General features: G+C 50.5%; 24 protein-coding genes. 14 read left to right on the top strand and 10 right to left on the bottom strand.

The window, feature by feature from the left end; all coding sequences use genetic code 11:
• Together F0L74_RS19575 and F0L74_RS19570 are read left to right on the top strand one after the other, a co-directional pair.
• A complete protein-coding gene (locus F0L74_RS19575; protein ID WP_149842076.1) occupies positions 1 to 984 on the top strand; it encodes an ABC transporter ATP-binding protein in 984 nt (327 codons plus the stop codon).
• Between the two features lie 55 nt (positions 985 to 1,039).
• Positions 1,040 to 1,753: a 2OG-Fe(II) oxygenase gene (locus F0L74_RS19570; protein ID WP_149839611.1), complete on the top strand. Its 714-nt coding sequence runs from the start codon at positions 1,040 to 1,042 to the stop codon at positions 1,751 to 1,753.
• 126 nt (positions 1,754 to 1,879) lie between these two features.
• On the opposite strand, the gene F0L74_RS19565 is transcribed toward F0L74_RS19570, so the two are convergent.
• From F0L74_RS19565 to F0L74_RS34145, 6 genes are all read right to left on the bottom strand, one after another.
• Positions 1,880 to 2,149, bottom strand: a complete 270-nt coding sequence (locus F0L74_RS19565) for a hypothetical protein (RefSeq protein ID WP_246197770.1) — start codon at positions 2,147 to 2,149, stop codon at positions 1,880 to 1,882.
• On the bottom strand, positions 2,127 to 2,522 hold the full coding sequence (locus F0L74_RS19560) for a DoxX family protein (RefSeq protein WP_149839610.1): 396 nt from the start codon (positions 2,520 to 2,522) through the stop codon (positions 2,127 to 2,129). Before F0L74_RS19560 ends, F0L74_RS19565 begins: the two co-directional genes overlap by 23 nt.
• Positions 2,523 to 2,744: 222 nt before the next feature.
• On the bottom strand, positions 2,745 to 4,052 hold the full coding sequence (locus tag F0L74_RS19555; protein WP_149839609.1) for a spondin domain-containing protein: 1,308 nt from the start codon (positions 4,050 to 4,052) through the stop codon (positions 2,745 to 2,747).
• 155 nt (positions 4,053 to 4,207) lie between these two features.
• Positions 4,208 to 4,789 (bottom strand): peroxiredoxin-like family protein, encoded by a 582-nt coding sequence (locus F0L74_RS19550; RefSeq protein ID WP_188316076.1) that lies wholly within the window; start codon positions 4,787 to 4,789, stop codon positions 4,208 to 4,210.
• Between the two features lie 60 nt (positions 4,790 to 4,849).
• The gene (locus F0L74_RS19545; RefSeq protein WP_149839607.1) at positions 4,850 to 5,167 is read right to left on the bottom strand and encodes a hypothetical protein; all 318 of its coding nucleotides are present in this window, start codon (positions 5,165 to 5,167) and stop codon (positions 4,850 to 4,852) included.
• Between the two features lie 80 nt (positions 5,168 to 5,247).
• A complete protein-coding gene (locus tag F0L74_RS34145; protein ID WP_188316075.1) occupies positions 5,248 to 5,499 on the bottom strand; it encodes a zf-HC2 domain-containing protein in 252 nt (83 codons plus the stop codon).
• A 170-nt stretch (positions 5,500 to 5,669) separates the two neighbouring features.
• On the opposite strand from F0L74_RS34145, the gene F0L74_RS19535 reads away from it, so the two are divergent.
• The 6 genes from F0L74_RS19535 to F0L74_RS19510 all read left to right on the top strand — a co-directional run bounded on the left by F0L74_RS19535 (position 5,670) and on the right by F0L74_RS19510 (position 9,546).
• A complete protein-coding gene (locus F0L74_RS19535; protein ID WP_213087034.1) occupies positions 5,670 to 6,464 on the top strand; it encodes a DUF1223 domain-containing protein in 795 nt (264 codons plus the stop codon).
• 29 nt (positions 6,465 to 6,493) lie between these two features.
• Complete coding sequence (locus F0L74_RS19530; protein ID WP_149839605.1) at positions 6,494 to 7,162, top strand: cytochrome b/b6 domain-containing protein; 669 nt, start codon at positions 6,494 to 6,496, stop codon at positions 7,160 to 7,162.
• 12 nt (positions 7,163 to 7,174) lie between these two features.
• Positions 7,175 to 7,963: a molybdopterin-dependent oxidoreductase gene (locus tag F0L74_RS19525; RefSeq protein ID WP_149839604.1), complete on the top strand. Its 789-nt coding sequence runs from the start codon at positions 7,175 to 7,177 to the stop codon at positions 7,961 to 7,963.
• 73 nt (positions 7,964 to 8,036) lie between these two features.
• Positions 8,037 to 8,543, top strand: coding sequence for a peptide-methionine (R)-S-oxide reductase MsrB (msrB, locus tag F0L74_RS19520; protein WP_213087033.1), 507 nt, complete (start codon positions 8,037 to 8,039; stop codon positions 8,541 to 8,543).
• A gap of 21 nt (positions 8,544 to 8,564) precedes the next feature.
• On the top strand, positions 8,565 to 9,224 hold the full coding sequence (gene msrA / locus F0L74_RS19515; RefSeq protein WP_149839603.1) for a peptide-methionine (S)-S-oxide reductase MsrA: 660 nt from the start codon (positions 8,565 to 8,567) through the stop codon (positions 9,222 to 9,224).
• Between the two features lie 28 nt (positions 9,225 to 9,252).
• Entirely contained in the window at positions 9,253 to 9,546 is a 294-nt protein-coding gene (locus F0L74_RS19510; protein WP_149839602.1) for a putative quinol monooxygenase, read from the top strand.
• A gap of 88 nt (positions 9,547 to 9,634) precedes the next feature.
• Here the strand turns inward: F0L74_RS19510 and F0L74_RS19505 are convergent, their stop codons facing one another.
• Together F0L74_RS19505 and F0L74_RS19500 are read right to left on the bottom strand one after the other, a co-directional pair.
• The gene (locus F0L74_RS19505; RefSeq protein ID WP_149839601.1) at positions 9,635 to 9,802 is read right to left on the bottom strand and encodes an SHOCT domain-containing protein; all 168 of its coding nucleotides are present in this window, start codon (positions 9,800 to 9,802) and stop codon (positions 9,635 to 9,637) included.
• Positions 9,803 to 9,872: 70 nt separating this feature from the next.
• A complete protein-coding gene (locus F0L74_RS19500) occupies positions 9,873 to 10,136 on the bottom strand; it encodes a hypothetical protein (RefSeq protein WP_149839600.1) in 264 nt (87 codons plus the stop codon).
• 176 nt (positions 10,137 to 10,312) lie between these two features.
• Here F0L74_RS19500 and F0L74_RS19495 point away from each other — a divergent pair, with 176 nt between their 5' ends.
• Genes F0L74_RS19495 through F0L74_RS19470 form a run of 6 tightly spaced genes read left to right on the top strand, consistent with a single transcriptional unit; the run spans position 10,313 to position 15,952 of the window.
• On the top strand, positions 10,313 to 11,233 hold the full coding sequence (locus tag F0L74_RS19495) for an STM4015 family protein (protein WP_149839599.1): 921 nt from the start codon (positions 10,313 to 10,315) through the stop codon (positions 11,231 to 11,233).
• The gene (locus F0L74_RS19490; RefSeq protein ID WP_149839598.1) at positions 11,230 to 12,342 is read left to right on the top strand and encodes an STM4014 family protein; all 1,113 of its coding nucleotides are present in this window, start codon (positions 11,230 to 11,232) and stop codon (positions 12,340 to 12,342) included. The genes F0L74_RS19495 and F0L74_RS19490 overlap by 4 nt, the downstream gene beginning before the upstream one ends.
• Positions 12,336 to 13,004 carry an HAD family hydrolase gene (locus F0L74_RS19485; RefSeq protein ID WP_149839597.1) on the top strand — a complete coding sequence of 223 codons (669 nt, stop codon included), beginning with the start codon at positions 12,336 to 12,338 and terminating at the stop codon, positions 13,002 to 13,004. The genes F0L74_RS19490 and F0L74_RS19485 overlap by 7 nt, the downstream gene beginning before the upstream one ends.
• Positions 12,989 to 13,825 carry an STM4013/SEN3800 family hydrolase gene (locus F0L74_RS19480; protein WP_213087032.1) on the top strand — a complete coding sequence of 279 codons (837 nt, stop codon included), beginning with the start codon at positions 12,989 to 12,991 and terminating at the stop codon, positions 13,823 to 13,825. Before F0L74_RS19485 ends, F0L74_RS19480 begins: the two co-directional genes overlap by 16 nt.
• Complete coding sequence (locus F0L74_RS19475; RefSeq protein ID WP_149839596.1) at positions 13,809 to 15,107, top strand: STM4012 family radical SAM protein; 1,299 nt, start codon at positions 13,809 to 13,811, stop codon at positions 15,105 to 15,107. The genes F0L74_RS19480 and F0L74_RS19475 overlap by 17 nt, the downstream gene beginning before the upstream one ends.
• A complete protein-coding gene (locus tag F0L74_RS19470; RefSeq protein WP_149839595.1) occupies positions 15,104 to 15,952 on the top strand; it encodes an STM4011 family radical SAM protein in 849 nt (282 codons plus the stop codon). The genes F0L74_RS19475 and F0L74_RS19470 overlap by 4 nt, the downstream gene beginning before the upstream one ends.
• Positions 15,953 to 15,956: 4 nt before the next feature.
• Here the strand turns inward: F0L74_RS19470 and F0L74_RS19465 are convergent, their stop codons facing one another.
• Together F0L74_RS19465 and F0L74_RS19460 are read right to left on the bottom strand one after the other, a co-directional pair.
• Complete coding sequence (locus F0L74_RS19465; protein ID WP_149839594.1) at positions 15,957 to 18,587, bottom strand: T9SS type B sorting domain-containing protein; 2,631 nt, start codon at positions 18,585 to 18,587, stop codon at positions 15,957 to 15,959.
• A gap of 238 nt (positions 18,588 to 18,825) precedes the next feature.
• On the bottom strand, positions 18,826 to 21,036 hold the full coding sequence (locus F0L74_RS19460) for a glycoside hydrolase family protein (RefSeq protein WP_149839593.1): 2,211 nt from the start codon (positions 21,034 to 21,036) through the stop codon (positions 18,826 to 18,828).
• Positions 21,037 to 21,144: the final 108 nt, after the last annotated feature.

Raw genomic sequence — 21,144 nt, 5'->3', positions numbered from 1 at the left:
ATGCAGTTTTTAGAAGTAACAAAGATCAGCAAAATACAGCAGGGCGTACTGGTAGTGAACGAAGTAAGCTTTACCCAGCAGCCCTTTCAAAAGCTGGCCATTGCCGGCGAGACCGGCTCCGGTAAAAGCACCCTGCTGAAAATGGCGGGCGGGCTTATACAACCGGATAGCGGCGAGGCCCGTTTTGAAGGCGTGCGCGTAAAAGGCCCGCTGGAAGTATTACTGCCGGGGCATCCTGGTATCGCCTACCTTTCCCAGCATTTTGAGCTGCGCAACCAGTACCGTGTAGAGGAGATCCTGGCCTATGTGAACCAGCTCACGCAGGAAAGCGCAGACGAGGTATACGAGATCTGCCGCATTACCCACCTGCTGAAACGCCGTACAGATGCGCTCTCCGGCGGCGAAAAACAACGCATAGCGCTGGCCAGGCTGCTCATCACCGCGCCCAAACTCCTGCTGCTGGATGAGCCCTTCTCCAACCTGGATATGATCCATAAAGGCGTGCTTAAATCCGTGATCCGCGATATAGGCAACGACCTGGGCATCACCTGCACGCTTATCTCCCACGATCCGCAGGATATACTGTCCTGGGCGGATGAGATCATGATCATGAAAGACGGGCAGATCCTGCAACAAGGCCCGCCGGAAGAAGTATACCTGCGCCCCGTAAATGAATACGCCGCCGCCCTGCTGGGGAAATATAATTTAATGTCGCCTGCGCAGGCAAGATCCCTGGATGGTTTGCCGGACATACACCTCAATGGCCGTTACCTGTTCATACGCCCGGAGAACTTTATGCTGGTACCGGAAAATGGCCACGCGCCCGCAGGAAAAGTGAAAAAAATAAGCTTCTGGGGTAGTTATCATGAGCTGGAGGTATTGCTACCGGAAGGCGCCATTACCCTCCGCGCTACCCATCCACAGGTAAAAACCGGCGATATTGTACATGTATCTGTAGCGCCGGGCGGTGTATGGTATATATAAGCAAGTTCCGGGTTTCCCCCGCCATTATGAAGGGATAATTTTGCCCTAAAAGATCATGTTACCAATTACCGAGCGCCTGCAACAGCAGGACTGGCAAAAAGCAGCTACAGACCTGCATGCACAGGGGCATGCCCTGCTGCCCAATATCCTTCAACAACACGAATGTGATACCCTGATAGCCGCTTACAATGCGGACGATACCTACCGCAAGACCATCAGCATGGAGCGTTACCGCTTTGGACAGGGACAGTACAAATACTTCCGCTACCCATTACCGGCGCTGATCAGCGATATCAGACAAACTGTATATCCCTACCTGGCCCCCGTAGCCAATAAATGGATGGAGGTATTGAACATAGCTACCCGCTTCCCGCCTACCCTGGCGGAGCTGAAAAGCCTGTGTGATGCAAAAGGGCAAACACAGCCTACCGTATTGATCCTGCAATATGGCCCGGGTGGTTTCAATACCCTGCACCAGGATTTATATGGGGAGGTATATTTTCCCATGCAGCTGGTATTATTTCTCAATGAGCCGGGAACAGATTATACGGGCGGCGAGTTTGTGCTAACGGAACAGATCCCCCGGGCCCAATCCAAAGCCAATGTACTGCAGCCCCGCCGGGGCGATATGCTGCTGTTCACGACCAATTTCCGGCCGGCAAAGGGCAGTAAGGGTTATTACCGCGTGAATATGAAACATGGGGTAAGTCCGCTGCATAGCGGTAACAGGCATACGCTGGGAATTATATTTCACGATGCGGAAAGCTAATGTGCGGATGTGCAAATGTGCTGATGTGCTAATGTGCTGATGTGCTAATTTGGGGATGTATAGCTGTGTAAATGCGAAAAACCGCACTATTGTATACATTCATTAGCATATTAGCACATTAGCACATTATTCCAGTGCCTCGCAGCTGAATCCACGGCCATTGACCAGCAGCTGTACTTTCTCTGCAATAAAATGTTGCCCCTCAATACGCAGGATCCTGTCACAATCCTCCAGGTCAAAATTCACCCTGCTATCCGGGAAATGCTGCAGCAATAAGGCCACCAGTTGCGTTGCCTGGGTGGCATGCTCCACATTGGTTTTAAAGACTTCTACCATAAGCTGCAGGGATTTATTCACAGGCGCGCGGTGGCAGTTATGCCAATCGTACAGTGCCATGTTGTTGGTGTTGTTTAAGTCTTTTATGATGAAGAATATAAGATGCGGCGATCATTGCAAAGCCGATAAAGAAAAAGAACCAGTTACTGATAGGCTCCCCAATGCTGATGGAGGAATACATAGCGCCGGCCAGGTCATAGGTGAGCCCCGCATAGGCCCATTCCTTGAGCCGGGGAAAACCAGGTATCAATATGGTGATGATGCCCAGTATCTTGGCAATGCCCAGGAAAGGCAGCAGGTATTCCGGGTAACCGAGCTTCTGAAATAGTGCGATGGCGTCAGAATGTTTCACCACATCGGGAATGGAGCCCATGAGCAATAAAGCGCTTAATAAGCCGGTGATGATCCAATAGGCGATGTTAATCTTTTTCATTGTAGGTTGTGGTTTAGGTGGTTGTTATTACAGTACAAATATATAGGGAACCTTTTGGTTGCAAGGGGCGTAAACACGACATTATAAGGGGGAATTTGCGTCAGCAGAAATGGTCAGACGGGCCCTGAAATAAATATGGCCAGCCCTTGGATATGGCTGGCCATAAATAGGAAACCGGCGCCCTCCCCTTTCAGGGAAGCGCCGGTCTTTTAATGGTGGTCCTTATTTAAGCGTAACACGGATGATGTTCGAAATGCCGGGTAAGGTAGTAAAAGCATTAGGATTAGGTATTTCACTGATCACTTTAGTTTCTGCCAGCGGGGTGCCTGCCAGGTTAAACTGGGTGATGCCTGCGCCCGGGAACTGATCTACCGCGGTGCCATTATCAAACAGTTTGATGGTAGCGGAAACATCGCCTGTCTGTGAAGCAGGAATGCCATTGTCTGCGGAAGCAAAGAACCAATCGTTGGAGAAACCATACATAGTGGCAATAGCCAAACGGTCGCCTTCACCCACGGTTATTTCCTGGGAGACTGTGCTGCCGGGTTGGTCGCCTATCTTTGGCAACAGCACTTTGCTGCTGGGCGCAGGTAATACATACACCGCTTTTACACCGGCTTTACCTTTCAGGGAAGCTGCCAGTGCAGTAGCATCGCCCTTCTGTGCAAGATCTTTCAAACCTTCGCCGCGGTCGTTTTCACCGGTCTTATAAATAGGGTTGTCAATGCCATTGTATACTACCACCAGGATCGGTGACAGCGGCGTAAAGATGCCGGTAATGCCTTTAACGTAAGCAGACAGCTGGGAGTTGTCGCCCATTTCCGCGATAGCGGTAAGGCCATTGGCAGTAGGTTTACCGTTTTCAAACAAAGGCGCCGCATTCAGCAGCTGGCCGCCTACGATGTAGGAAACCGCCCAAACGCCGGGGCTTAGCGGTGTTTCATTAGCAGTACCGCCGGAGGTGTTCTGCAGCGTAAGGGTAAAGGTGGAATTACCGTTGTATTTTAAAGTAGCCTTTACCAGTTTGGAAGCGGCCAGGTAAGTATTACCCTGCGCATCCGTGCCGTTCACCTCTGTGATATTTTTGCTGTCTGCCGTACCGGGATGGTTCACGGTAGCGCCAGGCTTTTGGTTAATACGGGTACCGTTGTCCCACAGCTTTACCTGGGCAGATACATCGCCTTCTATAGGCATACCTTTATCATCATATACCTGAATACCAGGGTTGGCCGGCGCAAAAAACAGGTCATTAGACGCGCCGTACATGGCTGCAAAAGTAAGCGCCTCACCCTTGGCGGCAGAGAACTGGATGGTGGTGGATTGTCCAGGCAGTATCAGCGCGGGGGAGCCGGTTCCCTGGAAGGTACCGGATTCTACCAGTGGTCTTGAATCCAGTACATTCTCAATGGTAATAGTGCTTTTTTTGTCTGCAGGGGGTTGATTGTTGTCATCATCTTTACTGCAGGATGCGATGGCTAAAGGCAGCAGGGCGATAGCAGACCAGCTGCTGAAGCTTTTCAGATAGTTCATATGTTTGTTGTGTTTGTTGGGATCGTTTTATATCCCTGTTAGCGAATGATTATTGTTCAGGTTAGGGCACACGGATCCTATCCGGTACACTTAGCTTGCACCGTGGCTAATGATCCCGTTAATGCCCATAAATTATTGGATAACTTTTATAGCTGTTAGTTAAGCTCGTTTAACAATGATCGTACAGACGCCCTGTTACGATAATCCTTGTCAAACTGTACAAAGCTGATCTTGCCACTTTGATCTATCACATAAGTGGCCGGTACTGGCAATACATGGTCCATGTTGCCGTTCATCTTTTCGAGATCTACGTTCCAGGCTTTGTATTTGGCCACCATCGTGTCTGCCATCACATAGTTAACATCATATGCCTTCATGATCCGGTAGTCCTTATCTTGTATAATGGAAAAGGAAGCATGGGTTTTCTCAATGGTTTTATTGATGTTTTCCCCGGTTTCCGGCGTTACGCCTATCACATAAGCACCTTTACCCGTAAGCATCTGTAATGAATCCTGCAGCTGCTGTATATGTTTATTGCAGTAGGGGCACCACTGTCCGCGGTAAAAGAACAGTATTACCGCTTTGTGCGATTGCAGCAGCTTTCCCATATCTATGGATTTACCGGCATTATCAACGGCAGTGAACATAGGTGCGGGAGCGCCGCTTTTAAGGCCAGACTGGGCCATGGCCCCAAGAACGCACAAGATACCAGCTGTAAATGTGAAGAGTCTTTTCATGGTTAGATGTTTTTTAAGATAAAGGGGCAGACGCCCCTTTATGCTGTTCATACACTAACATTACATTTTACTATCAGACATTTTATCCTTCTTTTTGCCATCCATCTTCTTATCCATTTTGTCCATCTTACCATCCATTTTCTTGTCCATCTTATCCATCTTGCCGTCCATCTTCTTATCCATCTTGTCCATTTTGCCATCCATCTTTTTATCCATCTTCTTGTCCATCTTACCCATTTTATCCATTTTAGGGTGGGTGGTATCGCTTACGGGTTGGGTGTAGGCAGGAGCGGCATTCACATGTACGGTAAAAGAAGCGGTAATGGCAGCAGCAACTAAAGCGGCCAATAAGTTTGTTCTCAGGTTTTGATTTTTCATGATTGTTGTTTGTTTAAAAATTGAGCATTTCCCTTATTGTCGTTGTAACAAAACAAACCTTACAGTTCAGGGGGTATTTTTTAAATATTTTTTTTAAGCGTCTCCAGTAAGTTCATTATAAAGCTATTATCCGGGCGTATGGCGGCTGCCGGGTACCGACGGTCTCTTACCAGGCAGCCCAGCAGCCTGGTCTGCCGCTTGAAAAAGCGGCAAGGCGGGCAACGGGACAGATGCCTGCGTAACCTTAACCGCTGTAATATTGTCAATGAACCTGCCTGTTGCCTTTCTATCATTGCCGTAGCTTGCCGGCAGTTGCATCCTGTTTTCCTCATCAGCAGCATTGCTTTGCTTTTAATTACATGACTAGTCGTTGCAGCAGAATGATCCTTACAAAAATGTTAAGGCTTTTTTCATGAGGGTGTGATGGAAGTCACAAAATATTTGAAAACCTTTTGTAAGGTTTGTGCCTTGTAAACGACCAATCCGTTAAAAACCAGTGAACGTGAAAACAATATTGTTCTTTTTAATAACCGCCTGTGTCCTTACAGTGATGTTGCTGTGCCGCAGCTTAACGGGCTACAGTTACCAGCGCTCAAACGGTAACAAAAAGATAACAGGCGAACAAAAAGGCTTCGCAGTGGTAGAGCTGTTCACCTCTGAAGGCTGCTCCAGCTGTCCGCCGGCAGACGAGCTGGTGGCCCAGATAAGCCGGGAAACCAATAACCAGCCGGTATATATATTGGCCTACCATGTAGATTACTGGAACCGGCTGGGCTGGAAAGACGTTTTCAGCAGCGCGGACTACTCCAGTCGGCAGGACCAATATGCCGGCTGGCTGCACCTGAAGTCTGTATATACCCCGCAGATCGTGGTAAACGGCCGGGAAGAGCTTATCGGCTCCCAGGAACAGGTTCTACGCAAGGCGATCAGCACCAGCCTGGACCGCCAGTCCGATGTACAGCTCCGGGTAGCGCCCATGCAGGTAGATAAAGGGCAGCTGCACCTGCAGTACACGGTATCGCCGGCGGGCGGGCAGACCAACCTGTTGGTAGCCGTAGTGCAAAAAGCCGCACAGACCCAGGTACGCCGTGGTGAAAATAGCGGCCGCACTTTGTCACATGTACAGGTGGTGCGCAAACTCAGCAGTTATGCCCTGGATGGTAAAGACACCGGCGCCGCCACTATTCAGCTGCCAGCCGGCATCCCTGTCGCCGACCTGGAGATCATATCATTCTTACAAACACCCGCCAATGGCGGGATAATTGCAGCAACAAAGGCCGCAATACCGGTGTTTTAATAAGGCGCCTTTGCTATCAAACCTGCTATATGAAAGAGATCAAAGAAAAACACTCCCTGCTGATGCGCTGGACGCACTGGATCAACTTCCCGGTGCTGGCCATCATGATCTGGAGCGGCATGCTCATCTATTGGGCTAATGATGTATACACTATCACCATTTTCGGGCATACGCTGCTACGCTTCTTCCCGGACTGGTTCTATCAGCTCTTTAACATTCCGCAGCGGCTGGCGGAAGGTATGGCCTTCCATTTCCTGTTTATGTGGCTTTTTATGCTGAACGGCTTCTTTTATGTGTTGTATACCATCTTCTCCGGCGAATGGCGTGAGCTGATGCCCAACCGCCGCTCCTTTAAAGAAGCCTGGCTGGTATTGTTGCACGATCTGCACCTGCGTAAGACCATGCCACCACAGGGTAAGTACAACGCGGCCCAACGTGTGGCCTATACCGCCATCATCTTTATGGGCATCGGTTCCGTACTGACCGGTCTGGCTATTTACAAGCCGGTGCAGTTATACTGGTTATGCTGGCTGTGTGGCGGCTATCATATAGCCCGGATCCTGCATTTTATTTTAACCGTGGGTTATGTATTCTTTTTCCTGATCCATATTGTGCAGGTGATACTGGCCGGCTGGAATAATTTCCGCTCCGTAGTATCCGGATTTGAAGTAGTGAATAAACAGGATCCAACCATATAAATGTTTTATATAATGGCAACAGTGAACAATAAAAAGAAAAAACAGGAACTAACGGTAGAACAAAGGATCAATCGCCGCAACTTTATCTCTTTCACCACTTTTTTTGTAGTAGGCGGCGCTATGTTTGGCGGCTGGAAATGGTTGTTCAATGCCCCGGAGGAAGCGGAAGGTATTACCGCCGGCGCCCGCAAACCGCTGCGCCGGGCGCTTAACAAAACAGAACTGTTTTTCCGTCGCATCTTCAGCAATGATCATGAGGTAAAACTCTACCCCCCATCCATGGCCGCTAAGGAAGTGCGCGTAAACGGCGATATTGGCATAGATGATGAGGATTATAACCCGGATAGCTGGCAACTGTCCGTGGTAAAGAACAAAAAAGAAACCCTCCAGCTAAGCCTGGCAGACCTGAAAAAACTGCCCAAAACAGATATCGTTTTCGATTTTAAATGCGTGGAAGGCTGGGACCAGATCCAGCATTGGGGCGGCGTAAAGTTCACGGACTTTATAGCGCATTTCGGGCTGCAGCAACAGGCCCGGATGAAATATGTAGGTATGGAAACGCCCAATAGCGAGTATTATATAGGCCTGGATATGGAAAGCGCCCTGCACCCGCAAACCCTGCTGGCTTACGAAATGAATGGCCAGCCCCTGGAGCTGGAGCACGGAGCGCCCCTGCGACTTATTATCCCTGTAAAATACGGTATCAAGAACCTGAAACGCATAGGCGCCATTAGCTTTAGTAATGAGCGGCCGCCGGATTATTGGGCAGAGCAGGGATATGATTATTACTCCGGGCTTTAACAATTCTTTACAATCAGCAACTGTAAGGTACTGTCTGTAGCATGCGACTAATTGAACAGAAAACATGCATCATATGAAACAGAAATCGCTTTATTTCCTGGCGCCGCTGATGGCCTTCTTGGTCTTCACGGCCTGTGCACAGCAATCAGACAATTCCGCCAAGGCGGCCGCCGTACAGAATAAGAACTTCCCGGACGCTAAACCGGACAGCTACTGGAAAAAGGTATTATCACCGGAGGCCTATGAGATCATGGTGAACAAGGGCACGGAAAGGCCTTTTGAGAATCCCTATTGGAACAACCATAAAAAGGGCACCTATGTAAGCGCAGCTACCGGCAAACCGCTGTTCAGCTCCAATACCAAGTTTGAGTCCGGTACCGGCTGGCCCAGCTTTTATGCGCCTATTAACCCGGATGATATCATGATCGTAAGTGATAACTCCTTTGGTATGCAACGGGACGAAGTAGTAGAAAAAAGCACCGGCCTGCACCTGGGACACGTTTTTGATGACGGCCCCCCGCCTACCGGCAAACGCTATTGTATGAACTCCTACGCATTCAAATTTATCCCCGCTAAATAAACTAAATAAAACAGTTGAACAATGAAAAAGCTATTAATATATCTCCTGGGCGTAGCTCTTACATCTGGCTGCGCCTATGCCCAAAGCGCCCGTAGCGCTGAAGATTTTGCAGACCTGCCCGCGCCTAAAAAAGGCGAACAGGTAGCTACTTTTGCCGGCGGCTGTTTCTGGAGCCTTTCAGAAGGGCTGCTGGAACTAAAAGGCGTAAACAGAACAGTGGCCGGTTATGCCGGCGGTACCACCGTACGGCCTACCTATGAGCTGGTAGGCACACAGGAAACCGGGCATGCGGAATCCGTACAGGTATACTACGACCCCGCCGTGATCAGCTACGCTACCCTGGCAGAGGCATTCTTTTATGCGCATGATCCTACCACACTTAACCGCCAGGGACCGGACGAAGGCTCAGACTACCGCTCCGTAGCCTTTTACCGTACGCCGGAAGAAAAGGAGATCCTGAACCAGGTGATCGCCAAGGTAAATGCCGGGCATCACTATAAGAACAAGATCGTGACGGAGGTAAAGCCATTTAAGGTCATTTACCCGGCAGAAAGCTATCACCAGGGTTACTACCGGCTGCACCCGGATGAGTCTTATATCCAGTATGTATCAGCCCCCAAAGTGCATAAGCTGGCCCTGGCCATGGGCGATAAGATGAAGCCGGAGTTCCAGGTCAAATAAGTTTCTTCACCTTCAAAAATACAGACCCATGGTAAAATTAGCATTGCTGGCAAGGCTCGAGGCCAAACCGGGCAAGGAGCAGCAAGTGGCAGAGTTTATAAAGGGCGCATTGCCGCTGGCTCAGGCAGAAACCGGAACCGTACATTGGTTTGCCCTCCAACTGGGCCCTTCCACCTTTGGCATCTTTGACACCTTTGAGGCGGAAGCGGGCCGGGAGGCCCACCTGGGCGGACAGATTGCCCAGGCTCTAATGGCCAATGCCCCGGAACTGCTGGCTAAAGAACCGGTGATCGAGAAAGTGGACCTGCTGGCAGTGAAGTGACCGGAAACCATGGAGCACCGACGTAATTAACAAAAGAAGCCGTCACAGATCAACTGGACGGCTTCTTCTATTTTATTTTTAGCAATAGCTATAGCTCCTTCATCAACTCCTGCTTCTTCTGCTTATACTCATCCTCATTCAGCAGCCCCTCATCAAACAGTTCCTTTAACGCCTTTAACTTTGATTTGATACTGCTCCCCGCAGCATCTCCACCGGCTGATGGTGTTACATTCCCTATATTAGCCGCCGCAAACAAAGCGCCATTTTATGCCCGCTTTGAAACAGGTAAAGGAACTTCTTCATGCTACGCTGTCATACATTGGCCATTACCCGGCTGTTGCCAGCCAATACCCAACGCCCATCAGCCCCAGGATCACAATAAAGATGGCGATAGCCACGCGCCGCCCTTCCTTTACATCCAACGTGCCGGATGCTGACTGGTGATGGCCGTAAACATGGATACGGACTTCGTCGCTATCCGGGAAACAGGTAGTCTGGCAATTCTCACAGCGGAAATAGTCAGGTTTAAGTGCTGTCTTATGTGCGCTACCGCAATTGGGGCAGCTGACCACTTTAAAATCTTTAGCCATGAAGGTATAGGACGATTAACATTCAGAACATGGGTAACATTAAAACCGGTGCAATATAATACTTCCCACTTATTCTTCATATAGGGAAAAACGTAATAATATATAACTTACCATAAACTTAAAGTAAAATTCTTCTTGCCGGTAAAAAAAACCGTATATATTTACCGGCAAAAAAAATGACCGTTTCCTCCAACCTCAACACCTTCCTGAACAAAAGGGTTCAGGATTTCATTTCCGGATCTCCCCTTACAGACATCGAAAGCGTGGTGTACCGGGTTAGCGTAAGTTATGATAATGAAGAAATCGCCATCACCACCCTGCTGGATGAATTCGCCAATGACCCTAAGGCAGCTGAAGTACAGGAACTGATCATTGGTATGTTTGTTACAGATACCAGCGATGATTCATCAGAAGTGATATCCGCGCTGATCACCTTAAAGGATAAACTGAAAAGCCTGCGCGCTATTTTCATTGGGGAAATGACCTACGAAGAATGCGAGATCTCCTGGATCCAGCAAAGCGATATAAGCCCCCTGTTAAATGCCTACCCGGAATTAACACATTTACAGGTAAGAGGCGGCGAAGGTTTGCGCTTTAACAACCTGCATCATGCCAACCTGCAGACATTGATCATCGAAACCGGCGGCTTTCATCCGGCAACCCTTACGGATGTTATAAATGCAGGGCTGCCTAAACTGGAAAGGCTGGATCTTTGGCTGGGTGATGAGAACTATGGCTTTAATTCTACTGTGGAAGATCTGCAACCCATCATTTCCGGCAGCAAATTCCCAACGCTGAAACACCTGGGCTTAATGGACAGCGAAATACAGGACGGTATTGCTATTGCAATTTCCCAATCACCCATATTAAAACAGCTGGAAGTACTGGATATGTCCATGGGCACACTCACAGACAAAGGCGCAGAAGCCCTGCTGGCCAGCCCCGGCATTAAAGGCTTATCTTTCCTGAACCTGCGGCACCATTTCCTCAGCAATGAGATGATGGCAAAACTAGCTGCACTGGGTATCAACATAAACCTGGACGATCAGGAAAAACCCGATAGCGACATGGGTGGTTATGTAGAGGTATCTGAATGAAGACGGACGCGGTGATCATAGGGAACCCGGAAAACAGGCGCACCGCTTTCTTCTGCGAAGCGGCCGCTAAATTGTTGAATGGTACCATCACCATTGTACCTTATATAGATCTGCTTACCCATATAAATACAATACTGCCCGGCATAACACCGGGCAGTATTGTGAAGATAGATTCTCCCGGAGAAAATACAGCCGTTAGAAAACTGTTGATAGAACGCGGCCTGGGCGCCGCCGCCGATGAGCCGTATGAAAAAGGCCCTATTATTCACCTGCAGGCATGGTACAAGGGCTATTGCGGTTTGCTGGACAGGATAAGACAACAGCTACCAGATACCGCGCACGTAATGAATACCGTACAGGATATTAAGCTGATGTTTGATAAACCCGCCTGTCAGCAACATCTCTATAATAACAAGGTACCTGTGCCGCGTATACTGCCCCCGGTAGATAATTACGACGAGCTGGTACTGGTTATGCAGCAACAGCGGATCATGCGGGTATTTGTAAAACCGGCGCATGCATCTTCCGCATCAGGCGTAGTAGCCTTCCGTAGGAACGGGCGCCAGGTACAGGCGGTTAGCTCTGCGGCGCTCCACCATACGCCGGATGGCCCCAGGCTGTACAATTCCCTGAAAGTGCAAACCTATAACCGGGAAACAGATATTGCAGCACTAATGAACATTATACTCTCAGAAAACGCACAGGTAGAGGAATGGCTGCCAAAAGCCATTATCCATGACCGTTATTTTGATATACGCGTGCTGGCTATCGCCGGCAAGGCCCGGCATATGGTGCTCAGGACCAGTAAACAGGTGATCACCAACCTGCACCTGGGTAACAAAAGGGGCAATATGCAGGACCTTATAGCGATCTTCGGCGCACAAAAACTAACGGAGATCCAGCAACTGGCGGAGCAAACAGCCGCCTGCTTTCCCAACTCATTATACATGGGAATAGATATTTTGCTGACCAACACCGCTAACGTGTTTGTATTGGAAGTAAATGCCTTTGGCGATCTTTTACCCGGGCTGGTGCATAACGATGAAAACTGTTATGAAGCAAGCCTCTCAGCTGCATTACAGCAAAAGGAGGCCAGGGCTATATGTTGAGCGCAGCCATTGATACGCTGATCTTTGACCTGGATAATACCCTGGCAGACCGTAACAAGGCCATGCGTAAGACCATGGAACACTGGTTGCAGCTACACGCCGGCCACCCTTGTCCATTAGCGCTTATCATGGAACAGGATGCGGAAGGTTATACAGACCGTACCCTGTTCTGTAGCTGGCTGCTGGACACGTTTGGCACGCAAACCACGGGTATAGATGATCCGGCGGCCTTGCTGTTATATATCCAGCAAACCATGTTAAAATACCTGGCGCCGGATCCAGGCGTCTTACAGTTGATGGAAAAACTCCGGCAGCGTTTTCGCCTGGTGCTGGCCAGTAACGGCAGCAGCCAGGTACAACGGGCCAAGCTACAGCAATGTGGGTTGATAGGGTACTTTGATGAGGAGCATATATTCATTTCCGGCGAAATGGGGCTGGCAAAACCAGCTACCGGTTTTTATACAACGATCTTGGAAAGACTTGCTATTCATCCGCAACAGGCGATGATGACAGGCGATGATCTAACCAATGATATAAGACCCGCGCAACAATGCGGGCTTTTTTCCTGTTGGGTGTCGCAGGGCCGCAGTACCGGCCAGGCGGTAACACCCGATCTGACTATTCATCATATAACCGCACTGGACCAATGGCTGAAATGTTGAACATGAAAGAGCTGGCCCGGCACATGCATATCCTGTTCATTACCCTGGACAGCCTACGCTATGATGCCGCCATTGCATTATTCCGGGATCACCAAACGCCCAATTTCAGGCAGTACTGCCCGGAAGGCTGGCAATTATGCCATTCCCCCGGCAGTTTTACCTATGCGGCGCACCATGCTTTTTTTGCCGGCTTTTTACCAACACCGGCCACGCCGGGTAAAACACCCCGCTTGTTTGCAGCGCAGTTTGCAGGCAGCGAGACCACCGGGGAAGATACGCTGGTCTTTGAAACCGCCGATATTGTGACCGGTTTTGCCGGTATGGGTTTCCGCACCGTTTGTATTGGCGGCGTAGGCTTTTTTAATAAACAAACCGCCCTGGGCAGCGTACTGCCGGCATTGTTCCAGGAAAGCTACTGGGATAGATCATATGGCGTAACTGATCCGGATGCCACCCGGCGCCAATTCAGCAAAGCGGTGGAAGTACTGGACAGCAACGATCAGAAGAACCAGCAGCTGTTTATGTTCATTAACGTATCCGCCATTCATCAACCTAATTATTTTTACCACACGCCTGTTAAAACAGCGGACACGCTGGACTCGCATAAAGCGGCGTTGCGATATGTGGACAGCCAGTTGCCGCTGTTGCTGGATGCTTTTGCACAGCAGCAACGGGATACTTTTTGTATCATCTGTTCTGACCACGGCACCGCATATGGAGAGGATGGCTATTCCGGCCACCGCATTGGCCACCCCAGTGTATGGGAGGTGCCCATGGCCAGTTTCGTAATAAAAAAGAGAGTACATGACAACATTGTTTGAGAACATATTTGAATCTTACGCTTATTCCTACCCGCATAAGCATAGCTACCGCAGGCTGGCGCCCCTATCCCTTAAGGAGCTATGGGAGCCCGAGAAAAAGGATGCGCTTTTCCTGTATGTACACCTGCCGTTCTGTGAAATGCGTTGCGGTTTCTGTAACCTGTTCACCATGGCCAATCCTAAAGAGGATATGGTAAACGCCTATTTGCAGGCGCTGGAACGGGAAGCCGTTGCGCTAAAACAGCTGGTGGAGCCGGTAGGCTTTGGCCAAATGGCGGTAGGCGGCGGAACGCCCACTTTCCTGGAGCTGCCGCAGCTGGAAAAGCTGTTCGCCATCATCCGCCGCCTGGGCGCGCAGCCGGAAAACATCCCGGTCTCCTTTGAGATGTCGCCGCAAACTATTACCGCCGCCAAGGCGGAACTGTTACTGGCACAGGGCGTAAGCAGGGTAAGCATCGGCATCCAGAGTTTTCTTGAAACAGAACAGAAAGCATTAGGCAGGCCGCAAAAGAATAAAGAAGCTTTTGCTGCGCTTGATCTGCTGAAACAATACCCATTTGGCGCGGTGAACGTAGATCTTATCTATGGCGCACAGGGCCAAACCGTTGATACCTGGCTGTATTCCGTAGAAGAGGCTATCCGTTATGAGGTAGAGGAAGTATTTATTTACCCGCTATATATAAGGCCTTTAACAGGCATTACCCGGTCCGGCGTACTACCGGAAGATAACCGCCCGGCCCTTTACCAGGCGGCCAAAAATGCGCTTATAACAGCCGGTTATGAGCAGGTATCTATGCGGATGTTCCGGCGCGGCAAAACAAATGCGCCAACTACCCTGTATTCCTGCCAGGAAGATGGGATGATGGGCCTGGGCGCCGGCGCCAGGTCTTATACCAAAGCGGTGCACTACTCATCAGAATACGCTGTGGCCAGGCATAATATCAAATCCATCATAGACCAATACGCATTGAAAACCACCCAGGACTTTGGCTATGCGGATTATGGCATTGTACTCTCCCGGGAAGAGCAGCAGAGAAGGTTCATCATCAAATCCATCCTGCACAGCACCGGGCTGGATCTAACACGGTACCAGGCCCTGTACGGCAGCCTGCCCGCAGATGACTATCCACAATTGCAACAGTTACAGGAGCATGGCCTGGCAATACAGCAGGATCAGCTGCTTACATTAACCAGCGCCGGTATCGACTATTCGGATGCCATTGGCCCCTGGTTATATTCCACCGGTATCAATGAACGTATAAACAGTTTTGCTTTACAATGACGCTATCCATTCTATACAGAGGGCCGTTGTCCAGCTGTAATTACAGCTGCGGTTATTGCCCCTTTGCCAAAACAAAGGACTCCCGTAAAACGCTGGAAGCCGATGCGGCCAGTCTGATGCGCTTTGTTGAATTTGTGCGGCAACATACCCATATCCGGTTTAAAATACTGTTCACCCCCTGGGGCGAAGCCCTGATACGCAAACATTACCAGGAGGCAATGGTAAACTTAAGCCTGCTGCCTAATGTGGAGAAAGTAGCCGTACAAACCAACCTGTCCTGCCAGCTGGGTTGGTTAAAAAAGGCCGATACAGAAAAGATAGCCCTGTGGACCACCTATCATCCCAACGAAACAGACAGGGCTGCTTTCCTGGAAAAATGCCGTAAGCTGGATGAGATGCAGGTGGCCTATAGCGTAGGCGTAGTGGGTTTTAAAGACGTGATCACAGAGATACAGGAGTTACGGGCACTACTACCCGTCGGAAAATACCTTTGGGTGAATGCATTAAAGAAACAGGCTGACTATTATACCGCGGAGGAAACCGCCACTTTAATGGGTATAGACCCGTATGTGGCCAACAATATGATCTACCACGAGAGCTACGGAAAGGCCTGTAAAACAGGCCATACGGTTATCAGCGTGGATGGCGAGGGCAATATGTACCGCTGCCATTTTATCAAAGAAAAAATAGGGAATATCTACGAGGCGGATTTTACCGCTAACCTGTTTCCGCGCAATTGTACCAATAAGACCTGTGGTTGCCATATTGGTTATGTGCACCTGGAAGACCTGCAATTATATGACCTGTATCAGGGCCGGGAGCTGGAGCGTATTGCCATGAGATAATACCTCACCTCACCAGGGTAACCGTTCCTTTTACCGTTTGCGCCTGTCCGTGCCGGTTCATAAACGTGGCGATCCATACAAAGGTGCCGGTATCTGATAATGCCCCCTTGAATGAACCATCCCATCCAATAGCCGGGTCATTGCTCTGGAAAATGGTAGCCCCCCAGCGGTTATACACGTTTAGCTGGTAATGGCTCACCCGCTTGTAGTATTTAGGCCGGAAAAGATCATTCCGGCCGTCGCCGTTGGGCGTAAATGCAGAGGGGAAAAATATATCGCAGTCTTCTACTATTATTATCTCTGTCTGCAGCGGATCAGTTACACAATTATTACCATCCCTTACTACAATAGTATATGGTCCCAGCGCCAGGCCCCGGAATATGCTGTCGCTTTGCCAGCTGTTATTCCCGGTGCTGAATGCGTAAGGCGGCACACCGCCGGTGGCGCTGAGCGTAATAACGGCTTTGGGCAATGCATCGCATTCCAGGTCTGTTTTAGAGATAAGGGAAACCTGCAACGCCGGCGGCTCCAGTATGAGGGCATTCCCGCTTTGGGTACACCCCGCTGCATCTGTTACGCCGGTGTTGTAAGCGCCGGCCCCCAGCCCGGTAAAAAGGCCGGTATTATTACTAAGCACACCCGTTGCGGCGGAGCTAACGGTATACAGGTAACCTGTAGTGCCACCGGTAGCATTAAGTTGCAGCTGTCCATTCTGTAACCCCTGGCAGGTAACATCCGCATGGGCGCCGGTTTCTTCCCCCAGGGTAAGCAATGGCGGCTCGGTAAGCGTGGCGGATACCGGCCGGGAAATACAACCATAACTATCCCTGACCAGCATGGTATACGTACCGGCTGGCAGGCTGTTAAAGCCGGTTGTCTGCCAGTTCATGCCCCCATCCGTACTAAATTCATAAGGCGCTGTTCCGTTACCGGGGCGGGGCACGATACTTCCATTGCCACCCGCGCAGGGAGGCGATGTAGCTGTTAATACCAATATGGGTTGCGGGTGTACAGTTACTTCCAGCTGCCGCACGGTTTGGCAGTTGGTATTGGTGTTGGTGAGTTTTATATAATAAATACCTGGCTGACTGACCGCATGGGGCGTTGGCAGGGGATCAGTAGCCGCGGGGTTGGTCCAGTAACTAAGCACAAATTCCGGCCCCTGGTCGCTATTTGTAACGGTGCTGATAAGGTCTACCGCTGCTGGTGCGCAAACCACCGTATCCTTTACCTCCAGCAGCGGCAACACAATATTGTCAGGGTGTAACTGGGACAGGTCCAGATCCATCGTAATACCCGGCGTTCCATCTGTTGCGCCGTATTCCGTACCGTTCGAGAGCCCCCGCAGCCCGCCGGAAACATCTGTTATTGCTACTGGCGTGCTGGTGATGATCACTCCGCCGCCGGCGCCGCCACCGGAGCCATGACGGGCCAGAAAGGTTTCATTACCGCCTGCGCCGCCTTTGGCTGTTATCGTGATCCCGGCGGGCAGTGTGCCGGTATAGGAAAGCATAACGGTACCTCCTGCCCCGCCGCCGCCGGCGCCATCATCTGTAGATGGCCCGGCGCTGTTACCATCGGCATGAATAAGACCCGTGCCCATGATCTGGTTAGCGGTAATAAGGATGATACCGCCGCCCAGTTCCCCGCCAAAAGCGGCCGCATTATTCTGGTGCCCGCCGCCACCGCCGCCGCCCATAATGATACGGCCCGGCAGCCCTGTGGTGATACCTTTGCCACCACGACCGCCCACATCCTGGGGACCGGAGTACTGGTATCCTCCTTGTCCCCCATCCCCGTAATTAGCGCCGCCGCCACCGCCGGAATTATGTGCATTGCCACCGCCACCGGCGTTTGCCGGCGCGCCCCTTCCAAAACTACCGTTTTCATAGCCCCCTGCGGTAGCAGCCCAGGTACCCAGCGGCGTACCGGCTATACCCTCTCCTTTTTCTCCATAACTGCCATAGGTAAGGCTTACATAATCCTGGAGATTATATAATCCGCCGGCAGAATTGATCTTACCTGGCCGGAATCCCAGGCCGGTGGCGCTGATCTCATGCCCGTTCAGATCCAGTATTTGCCATGCATGAAATGCCACGATGCCGCCGGCAGCCCCATTCCAGCCAGTGGCGGTAACATTGCCTGCCAGTGTTGCATTTTGATAGGTTGGCACCCGCACCACCTGGTAGGCAGATTTCCGGTTGGGGATGCCGCTGATGGCGCGGTAACTACGTTGTAAAGGATTACTAAGCGTGATGATATTACCGGCGATATTGGCCACCCGGCCAAACTCAAACTGGCCGGAGAGCCCGGGATCTATACAGCCGTTCCCCCCTGTACCGTTTCCGCCATAGGCTGGCGTATTGCTGCTGTTAATGGTGGCGTCCTGCATCTGGATGATCAGCACCCGGTCGCCCCTTACCAACGGCTGGGCATTGCCAGTGGGAGCGCCCAGCACAATGGTCACCTCGCCGGTGTTTATATTGTTCAATCCCGGATAATAAGTATTAACTACCCCGCTTATAGTGGCAGAAGCGCCGCAGGGTCCCAGCACCGGCAGGGGCAACTGGGCTTTTAATATGTTACACAATAGAAGGCCCAGCAGCCATCCAATACGCTTTAGTTTTGCAAACATTGTCGTATACCCTTTCTCTTGTGAATTGAAACCGCGGTAACCTGCGGCATTATAACACCCTGTTCTTTGAGAAGGTATAGGGAAGATAATATGGCAATTTTGCCAGTGTAATACCTGTTTCTCTATATGCTTGGCTGCTGTATCTTTTAAATCGGGGCTATTATATCATTGAAATACACGTATTATAAATATAAGAAAATTCGGGCAATATCCACAGGCATGGGAAATCAGCCCCTTATTACTTTGGCCAGCTAATGTGGACCTGCTGATCGCCATGGATAATATATTCCATATTGCCGTCCTCCGTGCTATTACCCTTGATCTCCCGGCTGCTGCCACCCAGGGTAACAGTGAGCTTCGGCAATTTGGCTTCCGCGGCTCTGACGATCATCATCCGGCATTGCAAACGGCTGTCGCCAAGTACCTGGAAATGGATGTTCTGTCCTTTACGCGCATTAAAACCTGCAGTGGGATAGTCTACATACACCATAAATTCCTCATCCGGCACCAGCATATAATGGCGTGGCAGGATGCCAAAAGCATTGCCCGCGCCATACACCTCCTGACCTACGGTACCGGACTTTAACCAGCCATCCTGGAGGTCCTCCAGCGCAATCCATAGCTTGTTATCCAGTTCCCCCACCTTGGGCTTGTCTGCAAGCATCTCTTTGGGTAACATGGTTGGATAATAATACACCGCACGGTACACCAGGTAACGGATGTATTCTGCTGTTAAAATACGGATCGATGGCAGGACCGGTACGCCGTCCGCATGTTTCAGATAATCATGCAATGCGCAAAACACTTCCTGTTCTTCATATGCCGCGGTATAGGGCGCATCATTGAGCGGGTAAAGCGCAAAAAAAGTTGAAAAATGCTTCCCATGCCCATAATTGCAATCCCATAACTGCGTGTTCTGGAAGATGCTGGCCAGGCACATATTACTCAGATGCAGGTACAGCTCATTTTGCGTTATCTTATAAAGACGAAGCAATGCCGCTGCCGAAAATGCGGTATTGTTGGCCTGGTAGAAGACCTCAAATCCATACCCCTCCAATGTTTTGGCAGCCTGCTCCGCTTCCCTGAGGTATCGTTTTTCATCCGTAAGCTCCCAGGCCTGCAACATAACATGTGCATATAACCCGGCAACATCCTTTTCCCCACCTTTTCCCTCCGCTGTCTCCGCTTTGATCACCTCAAGGGTTTTCATGTTATAAAATACGGGCCAGTGATAGTTGAAATGATGGGCTACTTTGATTGCAAATTCCGCTGAGTCTGTGAAAAGCCGCGCGGCTTCTTTATCGCCTTTAAGCGCTAGCCGGGCCAGGTTTAACAGGGGATGATGCAGGTACCAGCTGTCCATTACATCGGGATGCTTCTGTTCTTCTTCCGCTTCCAGCTTATCCGCAGCCGCGGGAAGCCAGCGCCGGATAGTTCCCAGCTTTTCATCATAGAAGGTAGACAGGTTTTCCCTGATCGTCTTCATTACTTTCAGTTCGCTCTTATTCCATTCCACATAATCCAGTAATGGAAGCAGGATAGCCAGCTGCACCATGATCTCCGGCGGCGTTTTATAGTCCGATACATATGCATTGAAATACTGATGGCCGGCTACCTGTGACCAGCAGCCGGGACTATCGATCAGGTCATGAAGCCCCTTTGAAAGCACAACCGGCCAGTCCCGGTACAAGGTATCTGGTTTGGGCAACAGCAGGTAGAGCCGCCCCAGCAGCTCCAGGTATTGCCGTACCAGGGCAGGCTCCTCATCCGGGAACTGCGGATCAAAAGCCACCAGCGCATCGCAGATACAGACTTCTTTCCCCGCAGGCAAAGGTTTGTCTTTGGCGGGGGGCAATGCAAAACCCAGCTCCGGCCATTCACCACCCACCGTGCCGGCGCAGGAGGTCTGCGTTTGCTCGCAGTAGTCTGCCAGCGCCGTCAGGTTTTGGAGGTATAATATGCTGGCAGACCGCGGACGTGTCATCGTCATATACAGGAAGCCGGAACGTGTGCCCTGCTGACGGGCATGTATCTTGCCTGCCGTATATTCCGGGTTGTTGCTTTTACCGGTAGCCAATACATCACGCGGCCAGAACGATACCAGCAGATCCTTTGCCGGGGTAAGCGTAGTAGTATAACGGAGCACCGGTACCACCTGCTCCCGGTCAATAGTGACCGTGGCCACATAGGCGCCTATATCGCTGGATAGCTGCAGCTCAACGCCCTGCTCCAGCATATGACTGTCCGTTATTTTAAGGGAAGAACCGGGACTGTAGGCCGCACGGAACGCCATCCGCCCACCATTGGGCATTTCGGCAATGATCCATAGGGAATCAGCCGTGTGGGTAACCAGGAACGTAAAACCATCTACCGATTGCGCAAATAATGCTGGCGCTGAATGCGTTAATTCAGAACATGCCGACACTGCCCAGGGAGTTAGTGCGTTCATATCAAGGGATTTATTCATCTGCTACCACTCAGCAATATTTGTTCCGCATCGTTTACGGGCTTATTGTAATCCCCACTGTAGAGAATAGTACCTTTTTGGCCGGGTATA

The sequence above is a fragment of the Chitinophaga agrisoli genome (assembly GCF_008386695.1).
Lineage (GTDB): Bacteria > Bacteroidota > Bacteroidia > Chitinophagales > Chitinophagaceae > Chitinophaga > Chitinophaga agrisoli.
The sequence above is the reverse complement of the archived record's forward strand: the minus strand, read 5'-3'. Positions and strand labels throughout refer to the sequence as shown.